At 69.1% G+C, this 23,193-nt stretch carries 15 protein-coding genes and 1 pseudogene; 11 read left to right on the forward strand and 5 right to left on the reverse strand.

Features of this window, described 5'->3' with window-relative positions; translation table 11 throughout:
* Positions 1-49: 49 nt before the first annotated feature.
* A complete protein-coding gene (gene hrpA / locus MNR01_RS15065; RefSeq protein ID WP_241920647.1) occupies positions 50-4,015 on the forward strand; it encodes an ATP-dependent RNA helicase HrpA in 3,966 nt (1,321 codons plus the stop codon).
* A gap of 34 nt (positions 4,016-4,049) precedes the next feature.
* Here hrpA and MNR01_RS15070 read toward each other — a convergent pair whose 3' ends face one another.
* Together MNR01_RS15070 and MNR01_RS15075 are read right to left on the reverse strand one after the other, a co-directional pair.
* Positions 4,050-4,559, reverse strand: a complete 510-nt coding sequence (locus MNR01_RS15070) for a hypothetical protein (RefSeq protein WP_241918572.1) — start codon at positions 4,557-4,559, stop codon at positions 4,050-4,052.
* A 19-nt stretch (positions 4,560-4,578) separates the two neighbouring features.
* Positions 4,579-5,136 (reverse strand): hypothetical protein, encoded by a 558-nt coding sequence (locus tag MNR01_RS15075; RefSeq protein WP_241918573.1) that lies wholly within the window; start codon positions 5,134-5,136, stop codon positions 4,579-4,581.
* Between the two features lie 74 nt (positions 5,137-5,210).
* On the opposite strand from MNR01_RS15075, the gene MNR01_RS15080 reads away from it, so the two are divergent.
* Positions 5,211-7,382, forward strand: a complete 2,172-nt coding sequence (locus tag MNR01_RS15080; protein WP_241918574.1) for a bifunctional (p)ppGpp synthetase/guanosine-3',5'-bis(diphosphate) 3'-pyrophosphohydrolase — start codon at positions 5,211-5,213, stop codon at positions 7,380-7,382.
* Between the two features lie 138 nt (positions 7,383-7,520).
* Complete coding sequence (locus tag MNR01_RS15085) at positions 7,521-9,074, forward strand: hypothetical protein (RefSeq protein WP_241918575.1); 1,554 nt, start codon at positions 7,521-7,523, stop codon at positions 9,072-9,074.
* Between the two features lie 38 nt (positions 9,075-9,112).
* On the opposite strand, the gene MNR01_RS15090 is transcribed toward MNR01_RS15085, so the two are convergent.
* Positions 9,113-11,218: a glycosyltransferase gene (locus MNR01_RS15090; protein WP_241918576.1), complete on the reverse strand. Its 2,106-nt coding sequence runs from the start codon at positions 11,216-11,218 to the stop codon at positions 9,113-9,115.
* A 125-nt stretch (positions 11,219-11,343) separates the two neighbouring features.
* On the opposite strand from MNR01_RS15090, the gene mrcB reads away from it, so the two are divergent.
* From mrcB to tsaB, 4 genes are all read left to right on the forward strand, one after another.
* Positions 11,344-13,749 (forward strand): penicillin-binding protein 1B, encoded by a 2,406-nt coding sequence (gene mrcB / locus MNR01_RS15095; RefSeq protein WP_241918577.1) that lies wholly within the window; start codon positions 11,344-11,346, stop codon positions 13,747-13,749.
* Positions 13,746-14,285: a tetratricopeptide repeat protein gene (locus MNR01_RS15100; protein WP_241918578.1), complete on the forward strand. Its 540-nt coding sequence runs from the start codon at positions 13,746-13,748 to the stop codon at positions 14,283-14,285. Before mrcB ends, MNR01_RS15100 begins: the two co-directional genes overlap by 4 nt.
* A 157-nt stretch (positions 14,286-14,442) precedes the next feature.
* Positions 14,443-16,569: an ATP-dependent DNA helicase gene (locus MNR01_RS15105; RefSeq protein ID WP_241918579.1), complete on the forward strand. Its 2,127-nt coding sequence runs from the start codon at positions 14,443-14,445 to the stop codon at positions 16,567-16,569.
* A gap of 71 nt (positions 16,570-16,640) precedes the next feature.
* Entirely contained in the window at positions 16,641-17,363 is a 723-nt protein-coding gene (gene tsaB / locus MNR01_RS15110; RefSeq protein ID WP_241918580.1) for a tRNA (adenosine(37)-N6)-threonylcarbamoyltransferase complex dimerization subunit type 1 TsaB, read from the forward strand.
* Between the two features lie 89 nt (positions 17,364-17,452).
* On the opposite strand, the gene MNR01_RS15115 is transcribed toward tsaB, so the two are convergent.
* Together MNR01_RS15115 and gshB are read right to left on the reverse strand one after the other, a co-directional pair.
* A complete protein-coding gene (locus tag MNR01_RS15115) occupies positions 17,453-18,328 on the reverse strand; it encodes an energy transducer TonB (protein ID WP_241918581.1) in 876 nt (291 codons plus the stop codon).
* A complete protein-coding gene (gene gshB / locus MNR01_RS15120; RefSeq protein ID WP_241918582.1) occupies positions 18,325-19,275 on the reverse strand; it encodes a glutathione synthase in 951 nt (316 codons plus the stop codon). Before gshB ends, MNR01_RS15115 begins: the two co-directional genes overlap by 4 nt.
* 375 nt (positions 19,276-19,650) lie before the next feature.
* Here gshB and pilG point away from each other — a divergent pair, with 375 nt between their 5' ends.
* The 4 genes and pseudogenes from pilG (at position 19,651) to MNR01_RS15140 (ending at position 23,095) form a co-directional block, all read left to right on the forward strand.
* Positions 19,651-20,049, forward strand: a complete 399-nt coding sequence (pilG, locus tag MNR01_RS15125) for a twitching motility response regulator PilG (RefSeq protein WP_115843698.1) — start codon at positions 19,651-19,653, stop codon at positions 20,047-20,049.
* A 19-nt stretch (positions 20,050-20,068) separates the two neighbouring features.
* Entirely contained in the window at positions 20,069-20,434 is a 366-nt protein-coding gene (locus MNR01_RS15130; RefSeq protein WP_115843696.1) for a response regulator, read from the forward strand.
* 7 nt (positions 20,435-20,441) lie between these two features.
* A pseudogene (locus MNR01_RS15135) lies at positions 20,442-21,002 on the forward strand (chemotaxis protein CheW); the annotation flags it as partial.
* 68 nt (positions 21,003-21,070) lie between these two features.
* Positions 21,071-23,095, forward strand: a complete 2,025-nt coding sequence (locus MNR01_RS15140; protein ID WP_241918583.1) for a methyl-accepting chemotaxis protein — start codon at positions 21,071-21,073, stop codon at positions 23,093-23,095.
* Positions 23,096-23,193: the final 98 nt, after the last annotated feature.

A 23,193-nucleotide genomic window follows, 5' to 3' on the forward strand; every position in this document is an offset into this window, starting at 1 on the left:
GATCGCAATGTGAAATGGTTTTTGACTTGCAGTTTGATCGATGAAATCAATGGACCCGGCGCAGTCTAGACAGCCCGATGTCAGTAACGCGTTACGCCAGGCCCGGCGCGCCATCGATGGTGCGCTGAGTCGCGACCGTGGGCGACTGCAGGGGTTGTGGTCGCGCTGGAGCGGCAAGCCTGCCGACGAGCGCGCACGCGAGGCCTTTGCCCAGGCCCTGGGCGCATCGGTCGCGCAACGCCAGGCGCGGGCCGCGGCGCTGCCGCAGGCGCCGGTCGACCCGGCTTTGCCGATCGCGGCCGAAGCCGAACGCATCGTCGAGCTGATCCGCACGCACCAGGTCATCGTCATCGCCGGCGAGACCGGCTCGGGCAAGACCACCCAGTTGCCCAAGCTGTGCCTGGCCGCAGGCCGTGGCGCCGCCGGCATGATCGGCTGCACCCAGCCGCGCCGGATCGCGGCGCGAGCCGTGGCCAGGCGCGTCGCCGAGGAACTCAGGACCCAGGTGGGCGGCGCGGTCGGCTACCAGGTGCGCTTTACCGAGAACGTCGGCGAGCAGACCGCGGTCAAGTTCATGACCGACGGCATCCTGCTGGCCGAGATCCAGTCCGACCGCTGGCTGTCGCGCTACGACACCATCCTTATCGACGAGGCGCACGAACGCAGCCTCAACATCGACTTCCTGCTCGGCTACCTCAAGCAGTTGCTGCAGCGTCGCCCGGACCTGAAGGTCATCGTCACCTCGGCGACGATCGACACCGAGCGCTTCGCCCAGCATTTCGGCGATGCGCCGGTGGTCAACGTCGAAGGCCGTGGCTATCCGGTCGCGGTGCGCTACCGCCCGCTCGGTGAAGGCGAGGACGACGGCGAACACAGCGGCGACCGCAGCGTCAACGACGGCATCGTTTCGGCCTGCGACGAGATCACCCGCGAGGATCCGCGCGGCGACGTGCTGATCTTCCTGTCCGGCGAGCGCGAGATCCGCGACGCCCACCAGGCGCTGGAACGGCGCAAGTACCGCGAAACCGAAGTGCTGCCGCTGTACGCGCGCCTGTCGGTGCGCGACCAGGATCGCGTCTTCAATCCCGGTCCCAAGCGCCGCATCGTGCTGGCCACCAACGTCGCCGAAACATCGCTGACGGTGCCGCGCATCCGCTACGTCGTCGATCCGGGCCTGGCCCGCGTCAAGCGCTACAGCCCGCGCGGCAAGCTCGACCGGCTGCACATCGAGCCGGTCAGCCAGGCCAGCGCCGACCAGCGCAAGGGCCGCTGCGGACGCATCAGCGAAGGCACCTGCTACCGCCTGTATTCCGAGGCCGATTTCCTTTCGCGGGCGCGCTACACCGATCCGGAGATCCGCCGTGCCGCCCTGGCCGGCGTGATCCTGCGGATGTTGTCGCTTGGGCTGGGCAACATCGAGGACTTCCCGTTCCTGGAACCGCCGGATCCGCGCGCGGTCGCCGACGGCTGGCAGCAACTGGGCGAGCTGGGCGCAGTGGACGAGTCGCGCAAGCTCACCGCCATCGGCAGGCTGATGTCGCGCCTGCCGGTCGACGTCAAGCTGGCGCGCATGCTGGTCGCCGCCAACCAGCATGGCGTGCTGCGCGAGATGCTGGTGATCGCATCGTTCCTGGGCATCCAGGATCCGCGCGAGCGACCGGCCGACCAGCGCGCCGCCGCCGACAACGCCCATGCCCAGTTCGCCGACGCCAAGTCGGAGTTCGTCGGCATCCTCAAGCTGTGGGAGGCCTACCAGTCAGCGCACGAAGAGCTCACCCAGTCGAAGCTGCGCGGCTGGTGCGAGAAGCACTTCGTCGGCTTCCTGCGCATGCGCGAGTGGCGCGAGCTGCACCGCCAGCTCAAGCTGATGGCCGATGAGCTCGAGTGGAAGAGCGAGCCGCGGCACGAGGTGTTCGACCAGGCGGCGTACACGACGCTGCACCGCGCGCTGCTGGCCGGCCTGCCGACGCAGATCGGCTTTCGCAGCGAACGTGGCCAGTACGACGGCCCGCGTGGCCGCAAGTTCCAGTTGTTCCCGGGCTCGCCGCTGGCGAAGAAGCCACCGCCGTGGGTGCTGTCGGCGACACTGCTCGACACCGAACGCGTCTGGTCGCTGACCAATGCCGCGATCGAACCGGACTGGGTGATCGCCGAGCTGCCGCACCTGCTGGCCCGGCGCCAGCACGATCCGCGCTGGGCGCGCTCGCAGGGACGCGTGGTCGGCAGCGAGCAGATCAGCCTGTTCGGCCTGGTGCTGGCGCCCAAGCGGCCGGTGCATTACGGCGCGCTGTTCCCGGAGGAAAGCCGCGTCATCTTCGCCCGCGATGCACTGGTCACCGGCGAGATCAACACCCGCAGCGCGTTCCTGGCACGCAACCTGGCCATGCTGGCCAAAGCGCGCGACGAGGAGGCCAAGCAGCGCCGCAGCGGCCTGGTCGTGGAAGAAGAATGGATGGCGCAGTGGTACCTGGACCGGCTGCCGCCGCAGGTGCACAACGCGCAGGCGCTCGATGCCTGGTACGGCAAGCTGCCGCCGGCGGAGAAGGCTGCGCTGGAGTGGTCGCTGGCCGACCTGATGGTGGTCGACGAGAGCGACGCGCAGCGCTTCCCGCCGTACCTCGCGCTGGGCAACGCGCGGTTGGCCGTGAAGTACCGGTTCGAACCGGGCGCCAGCGATGACGGCATGACCCTGGCGGTGCCGCTGCACCTGCTCAATGCGCTCGACCCGGTGCGGTTGTCGTGGCTGGCGCCGGGTTTCGTCGCCGACAAGGCGGCGGCCCTGATCAAGACATTGCCCAAGACGCTGCGCCGCAACTTCGTGCCGGCGCCGGACTTCGCCCGCGCCTTCTTCGAAGCCAATCCGCAGGCGAGCGCCGACAGCATCACCGGTGAGCTGGCGCGTTTCCTGTCGAAGCTCGGCGGTGTGGCGGTCGCGGCACTCGACTTCGACGAGGCGGCGCTGGAGCCACACCTGCGCATGAACCTGCAGTTGCTCGAAGGCGGCGGCAAGGGCGAAAGCCGCAACGTGCTGGCCGAGTCGCGCGACCTCGACGACCTGCGCCGCCGCTTCGGCGAGCGCGCGGCGGCGGCCTTCGCGGCGCGCGCCGCAGACGGCCTCGCTCGGCAGGGCCTGACGTCCTTCCCCGAAACGCCGATTCCGGTCTCGGTGGCAGGTGCCGGTGGCGTCCCCGCGTACCCGGCGTTGCACGACGATGGCGACAGCGTGTCGCTGCGCGTGCATGCCGAAGCCGAAGTGGCACGGCGCGAACACCCGCGCGGCGTGCGCAGGCTGCTGGCGATCGCGCTGGCGGACAAACTCAAGCAGGCACGAAAGCAGTTGCCGGTCACGCCCAAGACCGGGCTGCTGTATGCGGCGATCGAGTCGGCTGCACCGCGCAACGATGGATTGAAGGAGGGCGACCGGCTGCGCCTGGATCTCGTTGACGGCGCATTCGCTTCACTGACCGCTGCCGAAGCCGAAGCCGACGACGGCCTGGTCGATGTCCGCGACGCGGGCGCGTTTGCCGCGCGCCGCGATGCGATCGGCCGGCAACTGTTCGGCGACGCCATGGAGCGCCTGCGCCAGGCCGAAACCATCCTGGGAGCGGTTGCGGAAGCGCGTGCGAAGCTGGAATCGCCGCTGATGGGCTGGGCCAGCGGCAACCTCGACGACATGCGTGCACACCTGGCGGCGCTGACACCGCCGGGCTTCCTGCGCAACGTTCCTGCACAGGCACTGCGCGAGTATCCGCGTTACCTGAAGGCGCTGGCGCTGCGCGGCGAACGCGCGTTACGCGATCCCGTCCGCGACCAGGCGCGGATGCTCGAGATCAAACCGTTTGCCGATGCGCTGGCCAGGGCTGCCGGCGAAGGGACTGGCGACCAGGCCGATTGGCAGGCGCTGCGCTGGGATCTGGAGGAGCTGCGCGTTTCGCTGTTCGCCCAGGAGCTGGGCGCGCGCGGTGGCGTATCGCCGAAGAAGCTGGCGCAACGGCTGACGCAGTTGCGGCGCTGATGGTCCGGGGCACCCCCGGGAGGCGGCGCGGCGATCAGTCGACGCGCTGCACCTTCAGGCGCGACGATTGCCCTTCAACCTGCATGTACCACGCGCCCATGAAGCCCGGTGACAGCGTGACCTTCGGGTTGGTGACCGGCTTGCCCAGGTAAAGGTTGCCTTCGATCACGCGCCAGCGCTGGCCGTTGTCGAGCAGCACCGCATCACCCCGCGACCAGGCGCGTACTTCGCCCTGCACGCTCGCGGTGACCGGTGTGGCGGCGGTGCGCTGGTCGCGTCGACCGACATCGTCGGCGGCGCGCTCGGCGACCGCCGCTTCGACCAGCGCGCCCTGGTCTTCACTCAGCAACTGGTTGAGCAGCGCCAGCTGTTCTGGCGAGAGCGCATCCAGGCCGGTGGCGCGCATCTGTTCGGCGCTGAGGCGCCGCTCCAGGGCGACGTAATTCTGGGCGGCGTGACCTTGGGCGGCATGACCCTGGGCGGCGTGCACGGGCCCGGACAACGTCCATGCGGCGACGGCAACGAAGGCGAGCAACAGGCGCATGGACATTTTCTGGTTCGCCTTACTTGACCCGCTGCACCTTGGCGCGCGTGTTGAAGCCCTCGATCGACAGGTACCAGGCGCTGCCGACCAGGCTGGGCGTGATCTTGACCTTGGGATTGGCGTCCTTGACGCCGGTGATCGACGCACTGTCGATCTGCTGCCAGACCTGGCCGTTGTCGAGCGTAAAGCTGCGTCCCTTGCCGAAGCCGGAGAACGTGCCCGTGATCGTGCCGCTGACCGGCTCGCGTGACGCGGCTACGGCCAGACCGCGGCTGTCTTCGCCGCTGCTCTGCTTGGCGGTCTCGGCGGCCTTGGCGGTTTCGACCTCGAGCTTGCCGTTAAGCCAGCTGTTGAGGTTGGCCAGCTGCTCGGGGCTGAGGCGGTCCAGGCCGGCGGCCTTGAACTGCTCGTAGGTCATCTGCTGTTCGATCTTCTGCTGCGCGAGCGAGGCGCCGGCAAGCGGGAGCAGGGCGGCCAGTGCGAGCAGGCGGAGCGCGCTCAGGCGGATCACGCTCAAGCGGAGCGCGCTCAGACGGAGCGGGCCTCGCGCGGCCAGGTGGGGGTGGGTCGAACGCATGCGCTGTTCCTCCAGACGGTTGCCCGCTAGTGTAGACCGCGTCGTCCAGGATCGTTCCACGCCACTTCCCCCTCATGGCCACTGAGTCCCCACAGCTTGCCGCCGTGCTGGCGCACCCGGTCGCCGCCGGCATCGCCGCGCCGTTGCGCAAGGCGATGGAGAAGGCGGCCACGGTGGCCGGCGTGGAGACCGATGCCGACGATCCGCCGGCGGTCGTGGCGAGCATGCTCGAGGCGCTGGTGCTGCTCGGTGCCGATGGCGACACCGCTGCGGCGGCGATCCTGCACACCTATCCGGGCTGGCGCGCCGCGCTGGGCCCGGTCGAGCGCGACTTCCCCGCGGTCGCGCCCCTGATCGACGGCCAGCGCGCGGCCGCGCAGGTCTGGGCGCTGCACGCCGAGCGCCACGGCCAGGCCGGCAATGAAGGCCTGCGCCGCCTGTTGCTCGCCATCGTCCGCGACCTGCGCGTGGTGCCGATCCTGCTGGCGCGGCAGCTGGCGCGGATGCGCCACGCCGAGCCGCTGCCGGAGGAGCAGCGCCGCGAACTGGCACTGCTCACCCGCGACATCCACGCGCCGCTGGCCAACCGGCTGGGCATCTGGCAACTCAAGTGGGAGCTGGAGGACCTCGCGTTCCGCTACCTGGAGCCGCAGACCTACCAGCAGATCGCGCGCCTGCTCGACGAGAAGCGCACCGATCGCGAGCGCTACATCGAGCAGGTCAAGCACACCCTGCGCGAGGCCATGGCGGGGCAGGGCGTCGTGGCGGAAATCGCCGGCCGGCCCAAGCACATCTACAGCATCTGGAAGAAGATGCAGCGCAAGAACGTGCCGATCGGCGAGCTCTACGACCTGCGCGCGGTGCGGGTGCTGGTCGACAGCCTGGCCGACTGCTACGCCGCGCTGGGCGTGGTCCATGCGACCTGGGCGCCGATCCCGAGCGAGTTCGACGACTACATCGCCCGTCCCAAGCGCAACGACTACCGTTCGCTGCACACCGCCGTGGTCGGACCGGAAGGCAAGACGCTGGAAGTGCAGATCCGCACCCACGACATGCACCGCCAGGCCGAGCTGGGCGTGGCGGCGCACTGGAAGTACAAGGAGGTCGGCAGCCACAGCGCCGACGCCGCCTTCGACCGCAAGATCGCCTGGATGCGGCGCCTGCTGGAAGCCTCGGCCGAGGGCGGGCGCGAGGACGGATCGCTGTCGGGCGAGTTCGACACCGAGCTGGTCGAGGACCGCATCTACGTGCTGACGCCCAAGGGCGAGGTCATCGACCTGCCGACCGGTGCGACACCGCTGGATTTCGCCTACCACGTGCACACCGAGGTCGGTCACCGCTGCCGCGGCGCCAAGGTCGACGGCCGCATCGTCCCGCTCGACCACAAGCTGCGCACCGGCGACCGCGTCGAGATCATGACCGCCAAGACCGGCGAGCCCCGCCGCGACTGGCTGATTGCCGCCAACGGTTTCCTCGCCAGCAGCCGCTCGCGCGACAAGGTGCGGGCGTGGTTCCACAAACTCGACCGGGCGCGCAACGAATCCGCCGGCAAGGAGCTGCTCGACAAGGAGTTGCGCCGCCTGGGCCTGCTGGGTGCGGACCTCGCACCGGCCCGCGAGAAGTTCAACCTTGCCAGCGATGGCGAGGTCTACGTGCAGGTGGCACTGGGCGATATCGGCCCGCACCAGGTCGGTCGCGCGCTGCTCGAGCACGAACGGGCGGCGTCTGCCGCCGCTGCCGCCGCGGCCACGCCCGGCAGCACCGTCGCCACGCCGCCGCCGCCGCGACGGGTTCCGCGCAGGAGCACCGACTTCACCGTCGAGGGCGTGGGCAACCTGCTGGTGCAGCTGGCGCGCTGCTGCCAGCCGTTGCCGGGCGAACCGATCGTGGGCTACCTCACCCGTGGCCGCGGCGTCACCGTGCATCGCCCCGGCTGCGCCGCCTTCGAGCGACTGGCCGCCACGCAGCCGCAGCGCGTGCTGCCAGTGGAATGGGGGCGTGCCGGCAGCGGCTACGAAGTGGACATCGAGGTGCTCGCGCTCGACCGCAAATGGCTGCTCAAGGAAGTCACCAACCTGATCGCCCAGGGCAACGCGCACGTGCTGAGCATCAGCAGCGACGTTGAGCGCAACGGTGCCCGCGTGCGGCTGCGGCTGCGACTGCGCGTGGGCGATTACGGCCAGCTGTCGACCTTGCTGGGCAAGCTGGCATCGCTGCCGGGCGTGGAGCATGCGCAGCGTCGCTGAACGGTGGGCATCGGCATGCCCATCCCCTCACCGCCATGACGCTATGCTTGACGGGTGACATCAGCACCGCCAAATGAACCGGGAAATGCCAGCGTCGGCGGGGCGGAAAGCGCTGTTCCGCCCGGTCGCCGCGACCGCGTGGAGCCGCAATCGCCGCGCTGGGGCGATTGGCAATGGGGCGATGACGAGCGCGAAAGCGGCCGCTGGGCCGATCGCACCGCGCGCCGCATCCGCTGGCGTGGCTGGGGCATCGGCGTCATGGCCGTCGTCTCCATCGGCTTGCTGTTGCTGCTGCTGCGACAGCCGTTGTCGAACTGGTTGTGGCCCGATACGCGTGCGCAGCAGCTGCAGGCCGATGCGGCCCAGGCGCTCAAGCAGGGCCAGCTGACGTCTGCCGATGGTCGTGGCGCCCGCGAACTGTATGCCGCTGCGCTCGCGCTTGATCCGGACCGCAGCGAGGCGCGCCAGGGCATGGCCAGGGTCGGCCAGCAGGCACTGGTCCAGGCAGAGCGCGCACTGGACCAGCGCAACTACCCGCAAGCCCATCGCATGATCGCGCTGGCACGTGAGCTGGCGGTCCCGCGCGCCCGCGTCGACGCGCTGGAGCAGCGCGTGCGCGAACGCGAGGCGGGCGATTCGGGCGTCGACAAACTGCTCGCCCAGGCCGCAGCCGCGCGCAAGGCCGGCCTGCTCGATGGCGGCGACAACGCCGCGTTGCCGCTGTACCAGCGCGTGCTTGCGCTGGAGCCCAACCGCACCGAGGCGCTCGAGGGTCGCGAAGACGTCCTGGCCGACTTGCTGCAACAGGCACAGACCTCACTGGCACGTGGCGACCTCGCCGAAGCCTCGGCGCGGATGCGGCGCGTACAGGCGGCCGACCCGGGCCACGTCGATCTTCCCGATGCGCTGGCCGGACTCAACCGCAACGCCGAGCAGCGACGTGCCAGCGCCGATGCCGAGCTGCGCCGCGGTCGTCTCGCGCAGGCGCTGGAGGGCTACCGCGCAGTACTGGTGACCGTGCCCGACGATGAGCGCGCGCAACGCGGCATTACGGCTGTCGCCAATGCCTATGCCGGGCGTAGCCAGCGTTATTCCGGAGATTTCCGTTTCAGTGACGCCGAGAAGGAGCTGGCCGAGGCGCGCCGCATCGATGCCCAGGCGCCGGGTGTCGCCGCCGCCGAGCAGCGCCTGGTCCAGGCGCGGCAGTCGCAGCAGCGCTACGGCCAGAAGGTGCCGACGGCCGAGCGCCAGCGTCGCCTCGACCAGCTTCTGGCCGACGCCGCCCAGGCCGAATCGCGCGGCGACCTGCTCACGCCGCCGGGCGACAGCGCGTTCGACAAGTTGCGCGCGGCGCAGTCGATGGCGCCGCAGGATCCCAAGGTGCGCTCGGCCATGCAGCGCCTGCTGCCGGCGGCACAGCGCTGCTTCGAAAGCGAACTGCGCGGCAATCGCCTCAGTCGCGCCCGCGAATGCCTTGATGCACGCGCGGTCCTCGAAGGCGACGGCCCGGCGGTGCGCGATGCACGCCGGCGCCTGGCGCAGCGCTGGATCGCGGTCGGCGACGAGCGCCTGGGCGCGGGCGAGCTGAGTGCCGCGCAGGCGGCGCTGGTGGCCGCGCGTGAGCTGGACCCGCAGGCCAGCGGCCTGGGCGAATTCGCCGATCGGCTGCGCCGCGCTTCAGCGGCCAATTGACCCGACTGCAGGTGCAGCTCGCACCTGCAGTCCGTGGCTCAGGCCTTGGCCCCGAGCAGCACGCGTCGCACCACCTCGCGCCCGGCATCGAGCGAGAAATGCCGCTCGACGTTGGCCAGGCCGTTGTCGGCCAGGCGCTGCCACAATGCCTCGTCGCGATACAGCCGCAGGACTGCTTCGGCGAAACCGGCGGCGTCGTCGGCCACCAGCACGTCCTCGCCGTTGCGCAGGTGCATGCCTTCGACCGCACACGCCGTGGCCACCACTGGCTGGCCGTGGGCCATGCTGAGGTTGACCTTGCCCTTGACGCCGGCGCCGAAACGCAGGGGCGCGACGGCAATCCGGGCGCCGTCCATGTACGGCGACAGGTCGGGCACGTGGCCATGGATACGCACGCCCGGTTGCGATGCGAGCGCATCGATCTCGGCGGTCGTGTCGCTGCCGATGCAATGGAACACGATGTCCGGCGCCTGCGCGCGGATCAGCGGGAAGACCTCGGTGACGAACCAGCACACGGCATCCACGTTTGGCGGATGACGGAAGCCGCCGACGAACACCAGGTCGTGGCGTTGCCCATGGGGCTGTCCGCGGCCGTGGATCTGATGCAGGTTCGAGAGGATCTCCACCGTCGAGGCCGGTGCGTCGCGCGCCAACAGGTTGCGCTCGACATCGCTGACCACCAGTGTCGCGTCGCTGCGCGCGATCATCTCCAGTTCCAGTGCGCGCGTGCGCTCGGATGCGCGCATCAGTGCCTGGTCGGCAGCCAGCTCTGCGCCGCGGCGCTCGCGCAGGTAGTGCAGGTCGACGGTGTCGAACACCAGTCGTGCCTGCGGCGCGTGCTTGCGCAGCAACGGCAGCCATTCGCGCAGGACATAGTGGCGACAGACGACCACCGTGTCGAAGCGGTGGCCTTGTTTGCCGATCCAGCGCGCAGGCGTGCCGAAGAACGGCGCATACCAGGTCTGCACGCCCAGCTGCTGCAGTCGCCGCGTGTGCGCGCCGGCATGGTTGAGGTCAGTGGGAACGAAGGTGACATGCGCACCTTCGTCCAGCAGCAGTCGCATCAGGTTGACCATGCGCAGCGAAGCCGAGTCGTGGTCGGGCCTGGGGGTGGCGCTGTCGATGATGAGGATTCGCCGTTGCCCCCTGCCGGCGCAGGCCTGGTCGGGTGCGGTGCCATCGGGCCATTGCCGCGACAGGGCGGTGCGCCACTTGTCGGCAAAAGTATGGCGGTTGCGTACTTGGTACGCCTTGACGCCCTGGTTGACGTCGGTACCGGCCGTCACGCCTTCCAGGTGCACGACCTGCGAGGCCGGCTGGTACAGCACCCGATACCCGGCCTCACGCACCGCGAAGGCGAGATCGGTGTCTTCGAAATAGGCCGGCGCATAACGGGCGTCGAACGCACCGATGCGCTCGAACAGCTGGCGCACGATTGCCACCGCCGCGCCGGAACAGTAGTCGGCGGCGCGGACGTGCGAGTAGCGCGGGTCGTTGGGACTTTCGAACTTGCCCAGGTTGTGGGCATTGCCGTCGGCGAACACCAACCCACCGGCTTCCTGAAGGCGTCCGTCCGGATAGACGAGCTGCGCGCCTGCCAGCCCGGTGCCCGGATGCTGATCGAAAGTCGCAAGCAGCGCGTCCAGCCAGCCCGGTTGCGGCAGCGTGTCGTTGTTGAGGAACACCAAGTACTCGCCACGCGACAGCGCGGCACCGTCGTTGCAGGCGGCGATGAAGCCGCCGTTCTGGCGGCGGCGGTGGTAGGTCAGGCCGTCGACCTGCGTCAGTGCGCCCTCGGTCTCGTCCGAAGAGCCATCGTCGACAACGATGACCTCGATCGCGCATTCCGGCGGGTACGCGGCGATTGCGCGCAGGCACGCCAGCGTGTGCGCGAACTGGTTGTAGACGGGGATGACGATGCTGGCCCTGGGCCGCTCCGACCGGGGCACCGCGAACGGCGCAAACGGGGCCCTGGCCGGCAGGTAGAGTTCCGGGCGGTGGGCGGCCGGCACCCGGTGGAACTGCCGGGCGACGCGCTGCCAGGTGGCCTCGATGCCGCGCGTGCGCAAGCTGGTCAGGCCGCGGCGGAGCAGGCCGGTGCCCCGATCGAAGTAGAACCGCACCTCGGTCCAGCTCAGGCCCATCGAACTCTCGTCATTCTGAAGATTCCTTAACGCAGACTTTGCCGCCGCCCTGTCCGCGCGGGGCGGCGGGCCGGCTGCGATAGACTCGCGGCCACGAGGGCGCAGCCCCAACATTGTCCCATGCCGTGGCCCAAATCGATTACGACGAAGACGAAACCGCAGACGACAGTCAGGCCCCGCAGTGGCGGCGACGCCTGGTCACCTGGCTGCTGGCCGCAGTGGGGCTGGGTCTTGGCTTCCTCATTCCCTACACGCTGTACCTGAACCACGAAGTCAGCGAGCGCTTTGGCCAGCTGCGCTGGCAGATCCCGACGCGGGTGTATGCGCGGCCGCTGGAACTGGCGCCGGGCCTGACCCTGGACGCGACCACCCTCAAGACCGAGCTCGATGCCGCCGCCTACCACGCCGGCGATGGCGTGCGCCCGGGCAGCTATTCGCGCACGGGCGGTCGCTGGCTGATCTCCAGCCGCGGTTTCAGCGATGTCGACGGCGCGGTGCCGGCACGACGCATCGAAGTCGTGCTGTCCGGCAGCCGGGTGGCCTCGGTACGCGATGCCGGGAAGAAGCGCGAGCTCAAGACGGTGCGGCTCGACCCGGCGCGCATCGCCACGCTCTACGGCCAGAAGCAGGAAGAGCGGCGCCTGGTGCGCCTGAAGGAAGTGCCGGAACTGCTGGTCACCGGCCTGCAGGCCGTCGAGGACCGCGACTTCAACAGCCACCACGGCATCGACGTGACGGGCATGATCCGCGCGGCCTTCAAGAACGTCGCCGCCGGCCGCGCAAAGCAGGGTGCCAGCACCCTGACCCAGCAGCTCGCCCGCAGCGGCCTGCTCGGCATCGGCCGCGAGCAGACCCTCACCCGCAAGGGCAAGGAAATCCTCTACGCGATGCTGATCGAGGCCCGTTACGACAAGGGCACGATCCTGGAGGCGTACTTCAACCAGGTCTACCTCGGCCAGCGCGGCGCGCAGGCCATCCACGGCGTCGCCGCCGGTGCCGAGTTCTGGTTCGGCCGCGACCTGGCCGACCTGAGCACCGAGCAGATCGCGCTGCTGATCGGCATCGTCCGCGGCCCCTCGTATTACGACCCGCGGCGCAATCCCGAGCGCGCCCTGGAGCGGCGCAATTTCGTTCTCGGCGAAATGCACGAGACCCAGCTGATCGACGACGCCGAGTACCAGCGTGCGCTGAAGGCGCCGCTGGGCGTGACCAAGGACCCGGGCAGCATCGCCGCCAACCGGTTCCCGGCCTATGTCGACCTGGTCCGCCGCCAGCTGGCGCGCGACTACCCGGCCGATGCACTGGCCGGCGCCGGACTGAGCGTGATGAGCGGCATGTCGCCGTCGGCGCAGGCGATGGCCGAAGGCGCGGTCGCCCGCACCCTCAAGAGCCTGGACAGCAAGCGCCGGCCGCCGCTGCAGACCGGCCTGGTGGTGACCGACGTCCACAACGGCGAAGTCGTCGCCGTTGTCGGCAGCCGCAGCGTTGCCGAGCACGGCTTCAACCGCGCGATCGAAGCGCAGCGTCCGGTCGGTTCGCTGCTCAAGCCGTTCGTGTACCTGCTGGCGCTGGCGCAGCCGGGCAAGTACTCGCTGGCCAGCTGGGTCGACGACTCGCCGGTCACCGTCGCCCTGGGCAAGAAGAAAAACTGGAACCCGGGCAACTCCGACGGCCGCAGCCACGGCACCGTGCGCCTGATCGATGCGCTGGCGATGTCCTACAACCAGGCCACCGTGCGCGTGGGCATGCAGGTCGCGCCCGAGCGCATCGCCAGCCTGATCAAGACCTTGGCCGGCATCGAGACCGAGCCCAATCCGGCGCTGATCCTCGGTGCGGTCGACCAGAGCCCGTACGCGATGGCGCAGCTGTACCAGTTCCTCGCCTCCGGCGGCGAGATCCAGCCGCTGCATGCGGTGCGTGGCGTGCTCGACGCCAACGGCCGTGCGCTCAACCGCTACGACAAGGACCCGGCACCAGCGCAGGAAGGCGACGCGATTGCCGCACGCCTGATCACCATCGCCCTGCAGCAGGCCGTGTCCAACGGCACCGGCACCCAGCTGGTCCGCGACGGCCTCGGCCGTCTGTCACCCGCGGGCAAGACCGGCACCAGCAATGACGGTCGCGACAGCTGGTTCGCCGGCTGGACCGGCGACCACCTGGCGGTGATCTGGGTCGGCAACGACCAGAACCAGACCACCGGCCTGTACGGCGCCACCGGTGCGATGCGGGTGTGGTCGGCGATCTTCTCGCGCCTGCCCAGCGCACCGCTGAAGGTGGGCGACAAGGGCATCGACTGGCAGTGGACCATCGCCAGCAACACCACCGACCCCGAATGCGTCGGCGCGCGTCGCTTCGCCTACGTCGCCGGCTTCGCCCCCGCCTATGCGCCGTGCCCGGCGCCGGAACCGGTGGCCGAAGAAGGGCAGGGCGGCTGGCGCGAATGGTTCGGAATTGGCCGCAAGGATGAGGACAAACCGGACGAACAGGCTGCGGAGGCGCCGCCACCGCAGCAGCAGGAGAATCTGCCGTGACGAAGTCGAGTTTGCGGGCCGCAACGACGGCGCTGGCTGTCGCGCTGCTGGCGGCCTGCACCACCACGCCGCCGCTGTCGGAGCCAGTGTTCGATGCGCCGGCCGCGGTCCGCGAGGTCCGCGCTGCCGGCGGTGCCGCCAGCAGCGAGCTGGACGTGCAACCGCTGCGCGATCCGCAGGTCGAGGACCTGCGCAAGGAGGCCGAGCGCCTCGAGCAGGCGGGCCAGTACCCGCAGGCCGCCGCGGCACTGGACCAGGCGCTGCAGATCACGCCGGACGATCCGGCGCTGCTGCAGGAGCGCGCGGAATCGGCGCTATTGAACGACCAGCTCGATGACGCCGAACGTTTCGCCCGCAAGGGCCTCGACGGCGGTTCCAAGGTCGGGCCGCTGTGCCGGCGCCATTGGGAAACGATCGCGCAGGTCCGCCAGGCCAAGGCGCGGGCGCTTCCGGTGGAAGTGCCGGGCAACCCCAGCGCCGCCGATGCCCGTCGCGAGCGCGATGCCTGCACCGTCGCGGCACCGTCGCGCTACTGAAATGCGAGCGACAATGCAGGACCTGGCTGACTGATGGCCGGGAGGGGCCTGGGCCCCGGCCCGGTCGCCAGCACGCTGGGACCTACATTGGATGGTGAATGAACCTGCTTCGTACCCCGCACGCGGCGCACCCGGAATTCGCGGGAATGGCCAGCGCATGAGCAACCGCCTCAGCGAGGCGAGCCGTGCAGCCCTGGCCGACGGCGGCGAACTCTCGCGCAACATCCCGGCCTTCAACACCCGTGTTGCCCAGCAGGACCTGGCGGCCGCCATTGCCGATGCGGTCGACAGCCGCGGCACGCTGCTGGCCGAAGCGGGCACGGGCACCGGCAAGACGTTTGCCTATCTCGTGCCGGCGCTGTTGTCGGGCAAGAAGACCATCGTCTCCACCGGTACGCGCGCGCTGCAGGACCAGCTCTACCACCGCGACCTCCCGCGCGTGCGCGACGCCCTCGGCATCGGCCTGAAGACCGCGCTGCTCAAGGGGCGCGCCAACTACCTGTGCCATTACCGCATGCGCCAGGCGCAGGGCGAGCCGCGCTTCGCCACGCGCGAGATGGCCGCGCAGTTCCAGCGCATCGTCGCCTGGTCCGGCCGCACGCGCATGGGCGACTTGGCCGAGCTCGACGCGCTGCCGGAGGATTCTCCGCTGCTGCCGATGGTCACCAGCACGGCGGAAAACTGCCTGGGCAGCGAATGTCCGTTCTTCGCCGACTGCTTCGTCGTGCAGGCGCGCCAGCGTGCGCAGGCGGCGGACCTGGTCGTGGTCAACCATCACCTGCTGCTGGCCGACCTGGCGCTCAAGCAGGAGGGCTTCGGCGAGATCCTGCCGGGCGCGCAGACGTTCGTCGTCGACGAGGCACACCAGTTGCCGGAACTGGCCGCGCAGTTCTTTGGCGAGGCGCTGAGCGCGCGGCCGCTGGTCGAACTGGCCCGCGATGCGCTGACCGAGTGCAAGCAGGTGCCGTCGGCGCTGGCGGCGGTGCAGGACCCTGCGCGCGCGCTGGAGCAGAGCGTGCGCTCGCTGCGCGCGGCGATGGACGAACTGCCGGTGCGCGGCACGCGCCGGCGCGCGGCCGAGGAGCCGGCGGTCGAGGAGGCCTTCGATGCCCTCGCCGATGCGTTGCGCAACCTGCACAACGTGCTGCAGCCACTGGCCGCAGCGTCGCCGGGTTTTGATGCCTGCGCGGCGCGTGCGGTCGAGTTCGAAGGGCGGTTGCAGCGCTGGCGCGACGACTCCGGCGATGCGGAACCGGATGCGGGAGCGGATGACGAGTTCGCCGACGATTTTGCCCAGGTCGACGCCGCCTCGGCGGATGCAAGTGACGACGATGCGGTAGCAAAAGCGAAGGCCGCGAAGAAGAAGCGCGACGACGGCAGCGTGCTCTGGTACGAGCTGACCGCGCGCGGATTCCGCCTGAGCCGCACCCCGCTCGACGTCGCCGGTCCGCTGGCGCAGCACCGCGCGCAGTCGCATGCGGCGTGGATATTCACCTCGGCCACGCTTGCCGTCGGCGGTCGCTTCGAGCATTACGCGATCAAGCTCGGCCTCTACCTCAAGGGCGACGATCCGCCGCAGACGCTGCTGGTGCCCAGTCCGTTCGACTGGGAGAAGCAGGCGCTGTGCTACCTGCCGCGCGGCCTGCCGGATCCGACCGTGCGCAACTACAACGAGAGCATGGTCGAGAAGATCCGGCCGGTGCTGGAGGCCTCGCGCGGGCGTGCATTCGTGCTGTTCGCCTCGCATCGCGCCCTGCGTGAAGCCGCCGAGTTGCTCAGGGGAGGGCCGTGGCCGTTGTTCGTTCAGGGCGAAGCGCCGCGGCCGGTGCTGCTCGAACGATTCCGTGCGTCCGGCAATGGCGTACTGCTCGGTGCGGCCAGTTTTCGCGAAGGCGTGGACGTGGCCGGCGACGCGCTCAGCGTCGTGGTGATCGACAAGCTGCCGTTCGCCGCGCCGGACGATCCGGTATTCGAGGCACGGCTGGACGCGATCCGGCGCAATGGCGGCAACCCGTTCCGCGACGAGCAGCTGCCGCAGGCGGTGATCGCGCTCAAGCAGGGTGCCGGCCGCCTGATCCGCAACGAACACGACCGCGGCGTGCTGGTCCTCTGCGACCCGCGCCTGACCACCAAGACCTACGGCAGCGTGTTCCTCAACTCGCTGCCGCCGCTGCCGAAGACGCGGCATGTTGAGGATGTCCAGGCGTTCTTCCCACCGGAACCGGAACTGGTCGAATCCACCCTGGACCTGGTCGAGCAGGGAGCGGGCGACCAGGTCGCGTAGTCAGGGCCTCACGCGATCGACGTTATGCTGTTGTCCCGATTCCATCCCAAGACGTTCCGTCTCCCGACGCAATGAACCTCCTCGCCTTCGAAACCGCCACCGAAGCCCTGTCGGTCGCCCTGATGGTCGACGGCCAGGTACGCGAGCGTTTCGAGCTGGCGCCGCGCCGCCATGCCGAGCTGGCCCTGCCGTGGGCCGACGAGCTGCTGGCGCAGGCGGGCATGGCCCGTTCGCAGCTCGATGCCATCGCTGTCGGCCGCGGGCCGGGTGCCTTCACTGGCGTGCGTCTGGCAATCGCGGTGGTGCAGGGCATTGCGATGGCGCTCGACCGGCCGGTGGTGCCGGTGTCGACGCTCGCGGTGCTGGCGATGCGTGCCGAACTTCTGCCGGCTCCGCCTTCGGGAACGAGTCGCCATGTGCTTGCCGCGATCGATGCGCGGATGGGTGAGGTGTACTCGGCGGCGTTCGAGCTTCGCGGCGGCGACGCGCATGCGCTGTCGACGGAATCGGTGCGCGCACCTGACCAGGTCGAGCTGCCTGATGCGCCTGCCGGCTGGCTCGGCGTGGGTACGGGTTTCGGTGCGGCCGATGGCGCGCTTGTACAGCGCCTGGGCGATCGCATCGTCGCGGTCGATGCCACGCAATTGCCGCATGCTGGGGACGTCGCGCGCCTGGCTGCACATGCCTTCAGTCGCGGCGAAGCAGTGGCGCCGGAGCGGGTCGAGCCGGCCTACCTGCGCAACAACGTGGCGCTGACGATCCGTGAGCAGCAGGCGTTGCGCGACTCGCGCTGATTGCGGCCAGCCGCAATAAGCGCAGCGTCGCTGGATCCCCGGCCCGGCGGACGACGCCATTCCGTAGAAGGAAGCCAGCGGCCAACGCGTCAGTCGTCGACCAGCGTCCCGCCCGGCAGGAAGTTCCACGTCCGCGTGACGTGCAGGATGTCCGGGTTCTCCTCGGTCCTGGGCAGCGGCGGATACGGCTCGGCGAGCTTGGCGATGCGCAGTGCCGAACCATCCAGCAGCGGTACGCCGCTGGACTTGACGATGTCGGCGCGCTCGACCGAACCGTCGCGCCGGATCGCCACGCTGATCACCACCTGGCCCGCCAGGTGACGGCGGCGGGCCTCGTCGGGATAGTTGAGGTTGCCGACGCGCTCGACGCGGTCGACCCATTCGCGCAGGTAGCCGGCCCAGGTGTATTCCTGCGTGCTGGCCGAGACGAACTTGCGGGTCGGACGCTTGGCGTAACGCTCCGAACGCATGTGGATCTCGGCGGCCAGGCGCGCCATGTCCATGTCGTGTTCGATCTTTTCCTGCCCGCGCGGCAACGGTCGCTCGCTCGGTGTCGGCGTCGTCCGTGCGGTTGCAGTGGTGGTTTCACCCCGGCTGCTGGTGACCACGCGTGCCTGCGGCGCCGGCTGCGGTGCCGGCGACTGCGCACGCAACTCGCGCGGCGCCAGACCCGTCGCGGCCTGCGGCAGCGGACCGGACTGGGCCTCGCGCGGGCGTGTGCTCTTGTCGTGCTCGCCACCGCCCTGATTGTTGGCCTGGGCAAGGAAGTCGGCCTGCTTCGGCGTCAGTGCCGAAGTGGTCTGGGTCAGGATCACGTCCAGCGTCGGCATCACCGGCGCAGCGTTCTCCAGCGTCCAGCCAAGGCCGAGCAGGAGGATGCCGTGGACCAGCAGCGACAGCACGAACGTGGCGCTGACACGACCGTTGTCGGCGTCATGGGCCTGGGGTGCGACGACAGCGCTCATGCGGCCAGGCGTGCCTCGATCGCGTCGAACATCAGCCCGGCAATGTTCAGGCCGTACTGCACATCGAGCTCGCGGATGCAGGTCGGGCTGGTGACATTGACCTCGGTGAGGTAGTCGCCGATCACGTCGAGGCCGACGAACAGCATGCCGCGTCGCTTCATCTCCGGCCCGACCTCGGCCGCGATCCAGCGGTCGCGGTCGCTCAGCGGACGGCCTTCGCCGCGGCCGCCGGCGGCCAGGTTGCCGCGGAACTCGTCGCCCTGCGGAATGCGCGCCAGGCAGTAGTCCACGGGCACGCCGTCGACCAGCAGGATGCGCTTGTCGCCTTCGCTGATCTGCGGCAGGTAACGCTGCGCCATGGCCAGGCTGTGGCCGCCCTGGGTCAGCGTTTCCAGGATCACGTTGAGGTTGGCCTCGCCCGCGCGCGCGCGGAAAATCGAGCGTCCGCCCATGCCATCCAGCGGCTTGAGCACCGCCTCGACATGCTCGCCGACGAAGGCCTTGAGCGCGGCGTTGTCGCGGCTCACCAGCGTCGGCGGGCAGCACTGCGGGAACAGCAGCGCGGCCAGCTTTTCGTTGTAGTCGCGCAGGCCCTGCGGGTCGTTGACCACCATCGCACCGGCCTGCTGGGCCAGGCCCAGCACCTGGGTGTCGTGGATGTATTCGTTGTCGACCGGCGGGTCCTTGCGCATCAGCACGACCTGGCCCGGCCCGAAGGCGAGGGTGCCCCAGTCGCCCAGCTCGAACCAGCCGGCCTTGTCGTCGCGCACCCGCAGCGGTGCCACCTTGGCCAGCGCCGTGCCGTCGCGCACGGACAGCCCGCCGGGTTGCACGTAGTGCAGGCGATGGCCGCGGCGCTGCGCTTCCAGCAGCATGGCGAAGGTCGAGTCCTTGGCGATCTTGATCGACCCGATGGGGTCCATCACGACGACGATGTCGAGCGGCATGGCGGCACTGCGAGGAAGAATGCGCCAGATGGTAGCAGGCAGGTCCCGGGCCCCGGGCAGCCTCGGCGCCCCGGAAACCGGCCGGGTGCGCGGCGCCCATTCGGAGTGGTACGTACGTCCCGGCTCCGGAAACCGGTCGTCGGCAGCGGCCCGGAATTGGGTTATACGCATCCGGCGTGCCCGAAAGTCGCCCTGCCGGCCGGTCCCCCGACCCCCTGCTGATCGATCTGGAAGCGGTTCCCGGCTTGACCGGGCCCGTGGCGCGTTCAGCATGCCCGCTGAAAAGTTTGCTTGACAGCTTCGGCGCGGCTTGGAATAAAGACAGCTGGCGAAGTGCCCGCAGACGCGCGGCATTCGCACGGGGGAAATCGAACAATGCTAGACGAGGTCCGCAACGGCAGCCTCGGCGGTCTGAAGGTCATGGTGATCGACGATTCCAAGACCATCCGCCGAACCGCCGAGACGCTGCTGAAACGAGAAGGCTGTGAGGTGGTTACCGCCACCGACGGCTTTGAGGCGTTGGCGAAGATCGCCGACCAGCAGCCACAAATCATCTTCGTGGACATCATGATGCCGCGCCTGGACGGCTATCAGACCTGCGCCCTGATCAAGAACAACCATCTGTTCAAGGGCACGCCGGTCATCATGCTGTCATCGAAGGACGGCCTGTTCGACAAGGCGCGCGGGCGCATCGTCGGCTCCGAGCAGTACCTCACCAAACCATTCACCCGCGAAGAACTGCTCGACGCGATCCGAACGCACGTAAACGCCTGACCGGGGGGTAAGGCAACAAATGGCACGTATTCTTCTTATCGAGGACTCGCCGACCGATACGGCGGTCCTTACCCAGCTTCTTGAGCGCAACGGCCACCAGGTGCTTGCCTCGGGCAATGCCGAAGACGGCATTGAGACCTGCAAGCGCGAGAAGCCCGACCTGGTGATGATGGACGTCGTGCTCCCGGGCATGAACGGCTTCCAGGCCACCCGCGCCCTGTCGCGCGACGCCGATACCAGCACCATCCCGGTACTCATCGTCAGCACCAAGGGCATGGACACCGACAAGGCCTGGGGCATGCGCCAGGGTGCACGCGACTACATCGTCAAGCCGCCGCGCGAAGACGAACTGATCGCCCGTATCAACGCCTTGCTGGGTGCCTGACTAGATGTTGCATTCGCCGTTCGATGTGCTGGTCGACTACGAGCGCCGCAGCCTGGCGCACGTGGTCGGCTTGCCCGAGCAGCTCGACGCGCCGGGCCTGTGGCGCGGCGTCGGTTACCGCATTGGTGACCGTCGCCTGGCCTCCGGCTTCGGCGAGGTGCTGGAAATCCTCCCGCTGCCGCAGGTCACCCCGGTGCCCGGTGCGCAACCCTGGCTGCTCGGCCTGGCCAACGTCCGCGGCAGCCTGCTGCCGATCGTCGACCTCAAGCAGTTCCTGGAAGGCCAGCGCACCGTGCTGCATGAAAGCCAGCGCATCCTGCTGGTGCGCCAGCCCGGCGGCGACGTCGCCGTGCTGATCGACGAGCTCTACGGCCAGCGCAGCTTCATGGACCAGCAGCTGGTCGATGTCGAGGTCGAGCCGGTTGCCGAAGAAGGCTCCGACGCAGCGCTCGCCACCGGCCGTTACAGCCATTTCATCGAGCGCGCCTACCGCCTCGACAACCACACGTGGGGCATCTTCAGCCTGGACAGGCTGGCCCGCACGCCCGAGTTCCGCCAAGCGGCCTCTGAAATGCCGCGCACTGACATGTCGCGGTCCGAGCACCGCTCCAGCAGCAACAATACCGAGGTCGAATCATGAGTGTCACTGCGATTGATAGCGCTGCCGGCAAGGGCCGTAGCCTTGGCGTCAACACCTGGCTGGTCGTGCTGGGCATATCGGTGCTTATCTTCGGCCTCAACACAGGTTATGCGACGTGGAAGGCGGCCCGCCTCGGTGGCGCCAGCTCCTCGGCCTCGGACCTGCAGGTGAACTCGCAGAAGCTGGCCGTGCAGGGCTCGGAGGCGGTCAGCGGTGACGCTGCGGCCTTCACCGCGTTCAAGGAAACCCGCGCCCAGATCGTCCAGGACGTGGAGCAGCTCAACACCAACTTCGGCGACACCGCCGGCGTGTCCGGTCCGATCAAGACCGTGGCCGACACCTGGGGCCCGCTCGGCAAGAGCGCCGACCAGGTGATCTCGAGCGAAACCGCGGTGCTGGCCCTGGCCGGCAACGCCGACAGCTTCACCAGCCGCGTGCCGCAGCTGCAGGCGCGCCTGGACGAACTGGTGCGCGCGATGTCGGCCTCCGGCTCGCCGTCCTCGCAGGTCTACATCGCCCTGCGCCAGGTGGTGCTGTCGGGCAAGATGAACGAACGCATCACCCAGATCCGCGCCGGTGGCAGTGGTGCGGCGCTGGCGGGTGAGGCCCTGGGCCGCGACGCCGCCGTGTTCGGCAACGTCCTGACCGGCCTGCGCAAGGGCGACGCCGCCTTCGGCGTGACCCCGCTGGGCAACCAGAACGCACTGGCAGCGCTGGCCCAGGCCGAGACGCTGTGGCTGGAAATGAAGAAGGACCTGGACGCCATCCTGTCCAGCTCGCAGAACCTGTTCCGCGCACAGGCGGCATCCGAAGCGATCACCGGCGGCTCCAACAAGCTGCTGGCCGACAGCCAGAGCCTGTTCCGCGCCTTCACCGCGTTCGGTTCGCTCAAGGACACCAGCATCGCCGGCAACCTGTGGATCTCGATCCTGTCCGGTGCCGCGGCGCTGCTGGCGATCGTCTTCCTGGTGTTCTCGCTCAACAGCCAGCAGAAGAAGCGCTACCTGACCACCAAGGAACTCAACGACCGTAACCAGGAGGCGATCATGCGCCTGCTGGACGAGATGGGTTCGCTCGCAGAAGGCGACCTGACCGTAAAGGCCACCGTCACCGAGGACATGACCGGCGCCATCGCCGACTCGATCAACTTCGCCGTCGAGCAGCTGCGCAGCCTGGTGCAGACGATTACCGACACCTCGGTGCAGGTCGCCGCGAGCGCCCAGGAAACGCAGGCCACCGCCATGCACCTGGCCGAGGCCGCAGAGCACCAGGCGCAGGAAATCAACTCCGCCTCCAGCCGTATCAGTGAAATCGCGGCCTCGATCAACCAGGTGTCGCGCAACTCGGCCGAATCGGCGGACGTGGCGCAGCGCTCGGTGCAGATCGCGACCAAGGGTGCGGGCGTGGTGCGCCAGACGATCGCCGGCATGGACTCGATCCGCGACCAGATCCAGGAAACCTCGAAGCGAATCAAGCGACTGGGTGAAAGCTCGCAGGAAATCGGCTCGATCGTGGAACTGATCAACGACATCTCCGAGCAGACCAACATCCTGGCACTTAACGCGGCAATCCAGGCGGCTTCGGCCGGTGAAGCGGGCCGCGGCTTCGCGGTCGTGGCCGACGAAGTGCAGCGACTTGCAGAACGCGCGTCCAACGCCACCAAGCGAATCGAAACGCTGGTCCAGACGATTCAGTCCGACACCAACGAAGCGGTCAGCTCGATGGAACAGACGACCTCGGAAGTGGTCGCCGGTGCACGACTGGCCGAGGACGCAGGTACCGCGCTGGGCGAGATCGAAAAGGTGTCGTCGGACCTGTCCAACCTCATTCAGGGCATCTCGACCGCCGCGCAGCAGCAGTCCAGCGCGGCATCGAACATCACCGCGACGATGAACACCATCCAGTCGATTACCGCGCAGACCTCGCAGGGTGCGAACCAGACGGCGGCGTCGATTGGAAACCTCGCGCAACTGGCAGCCGACCTGCGTCGCTCCGTTGCCGACTTCAAGCTGCCGGCCTGACAAGGACGAGGTCGATGAACAGGTTCAAATACGGCCACCGGGACATGCCCGTCAAAGGCATGCGCCACGGCACGCGCCGGTTCACCCCTGCGTGGGGT

Origin of the sequence: Lysobacter sp. S4-A87 (genome assembly GCF_022637455.1) — a bacterium.
Lineage (GTDB): Bacteria > Pseudomonadota > Gammaproteobacteria > Xanthomonadales > Xanthomonadaceae > Lysobacter_J.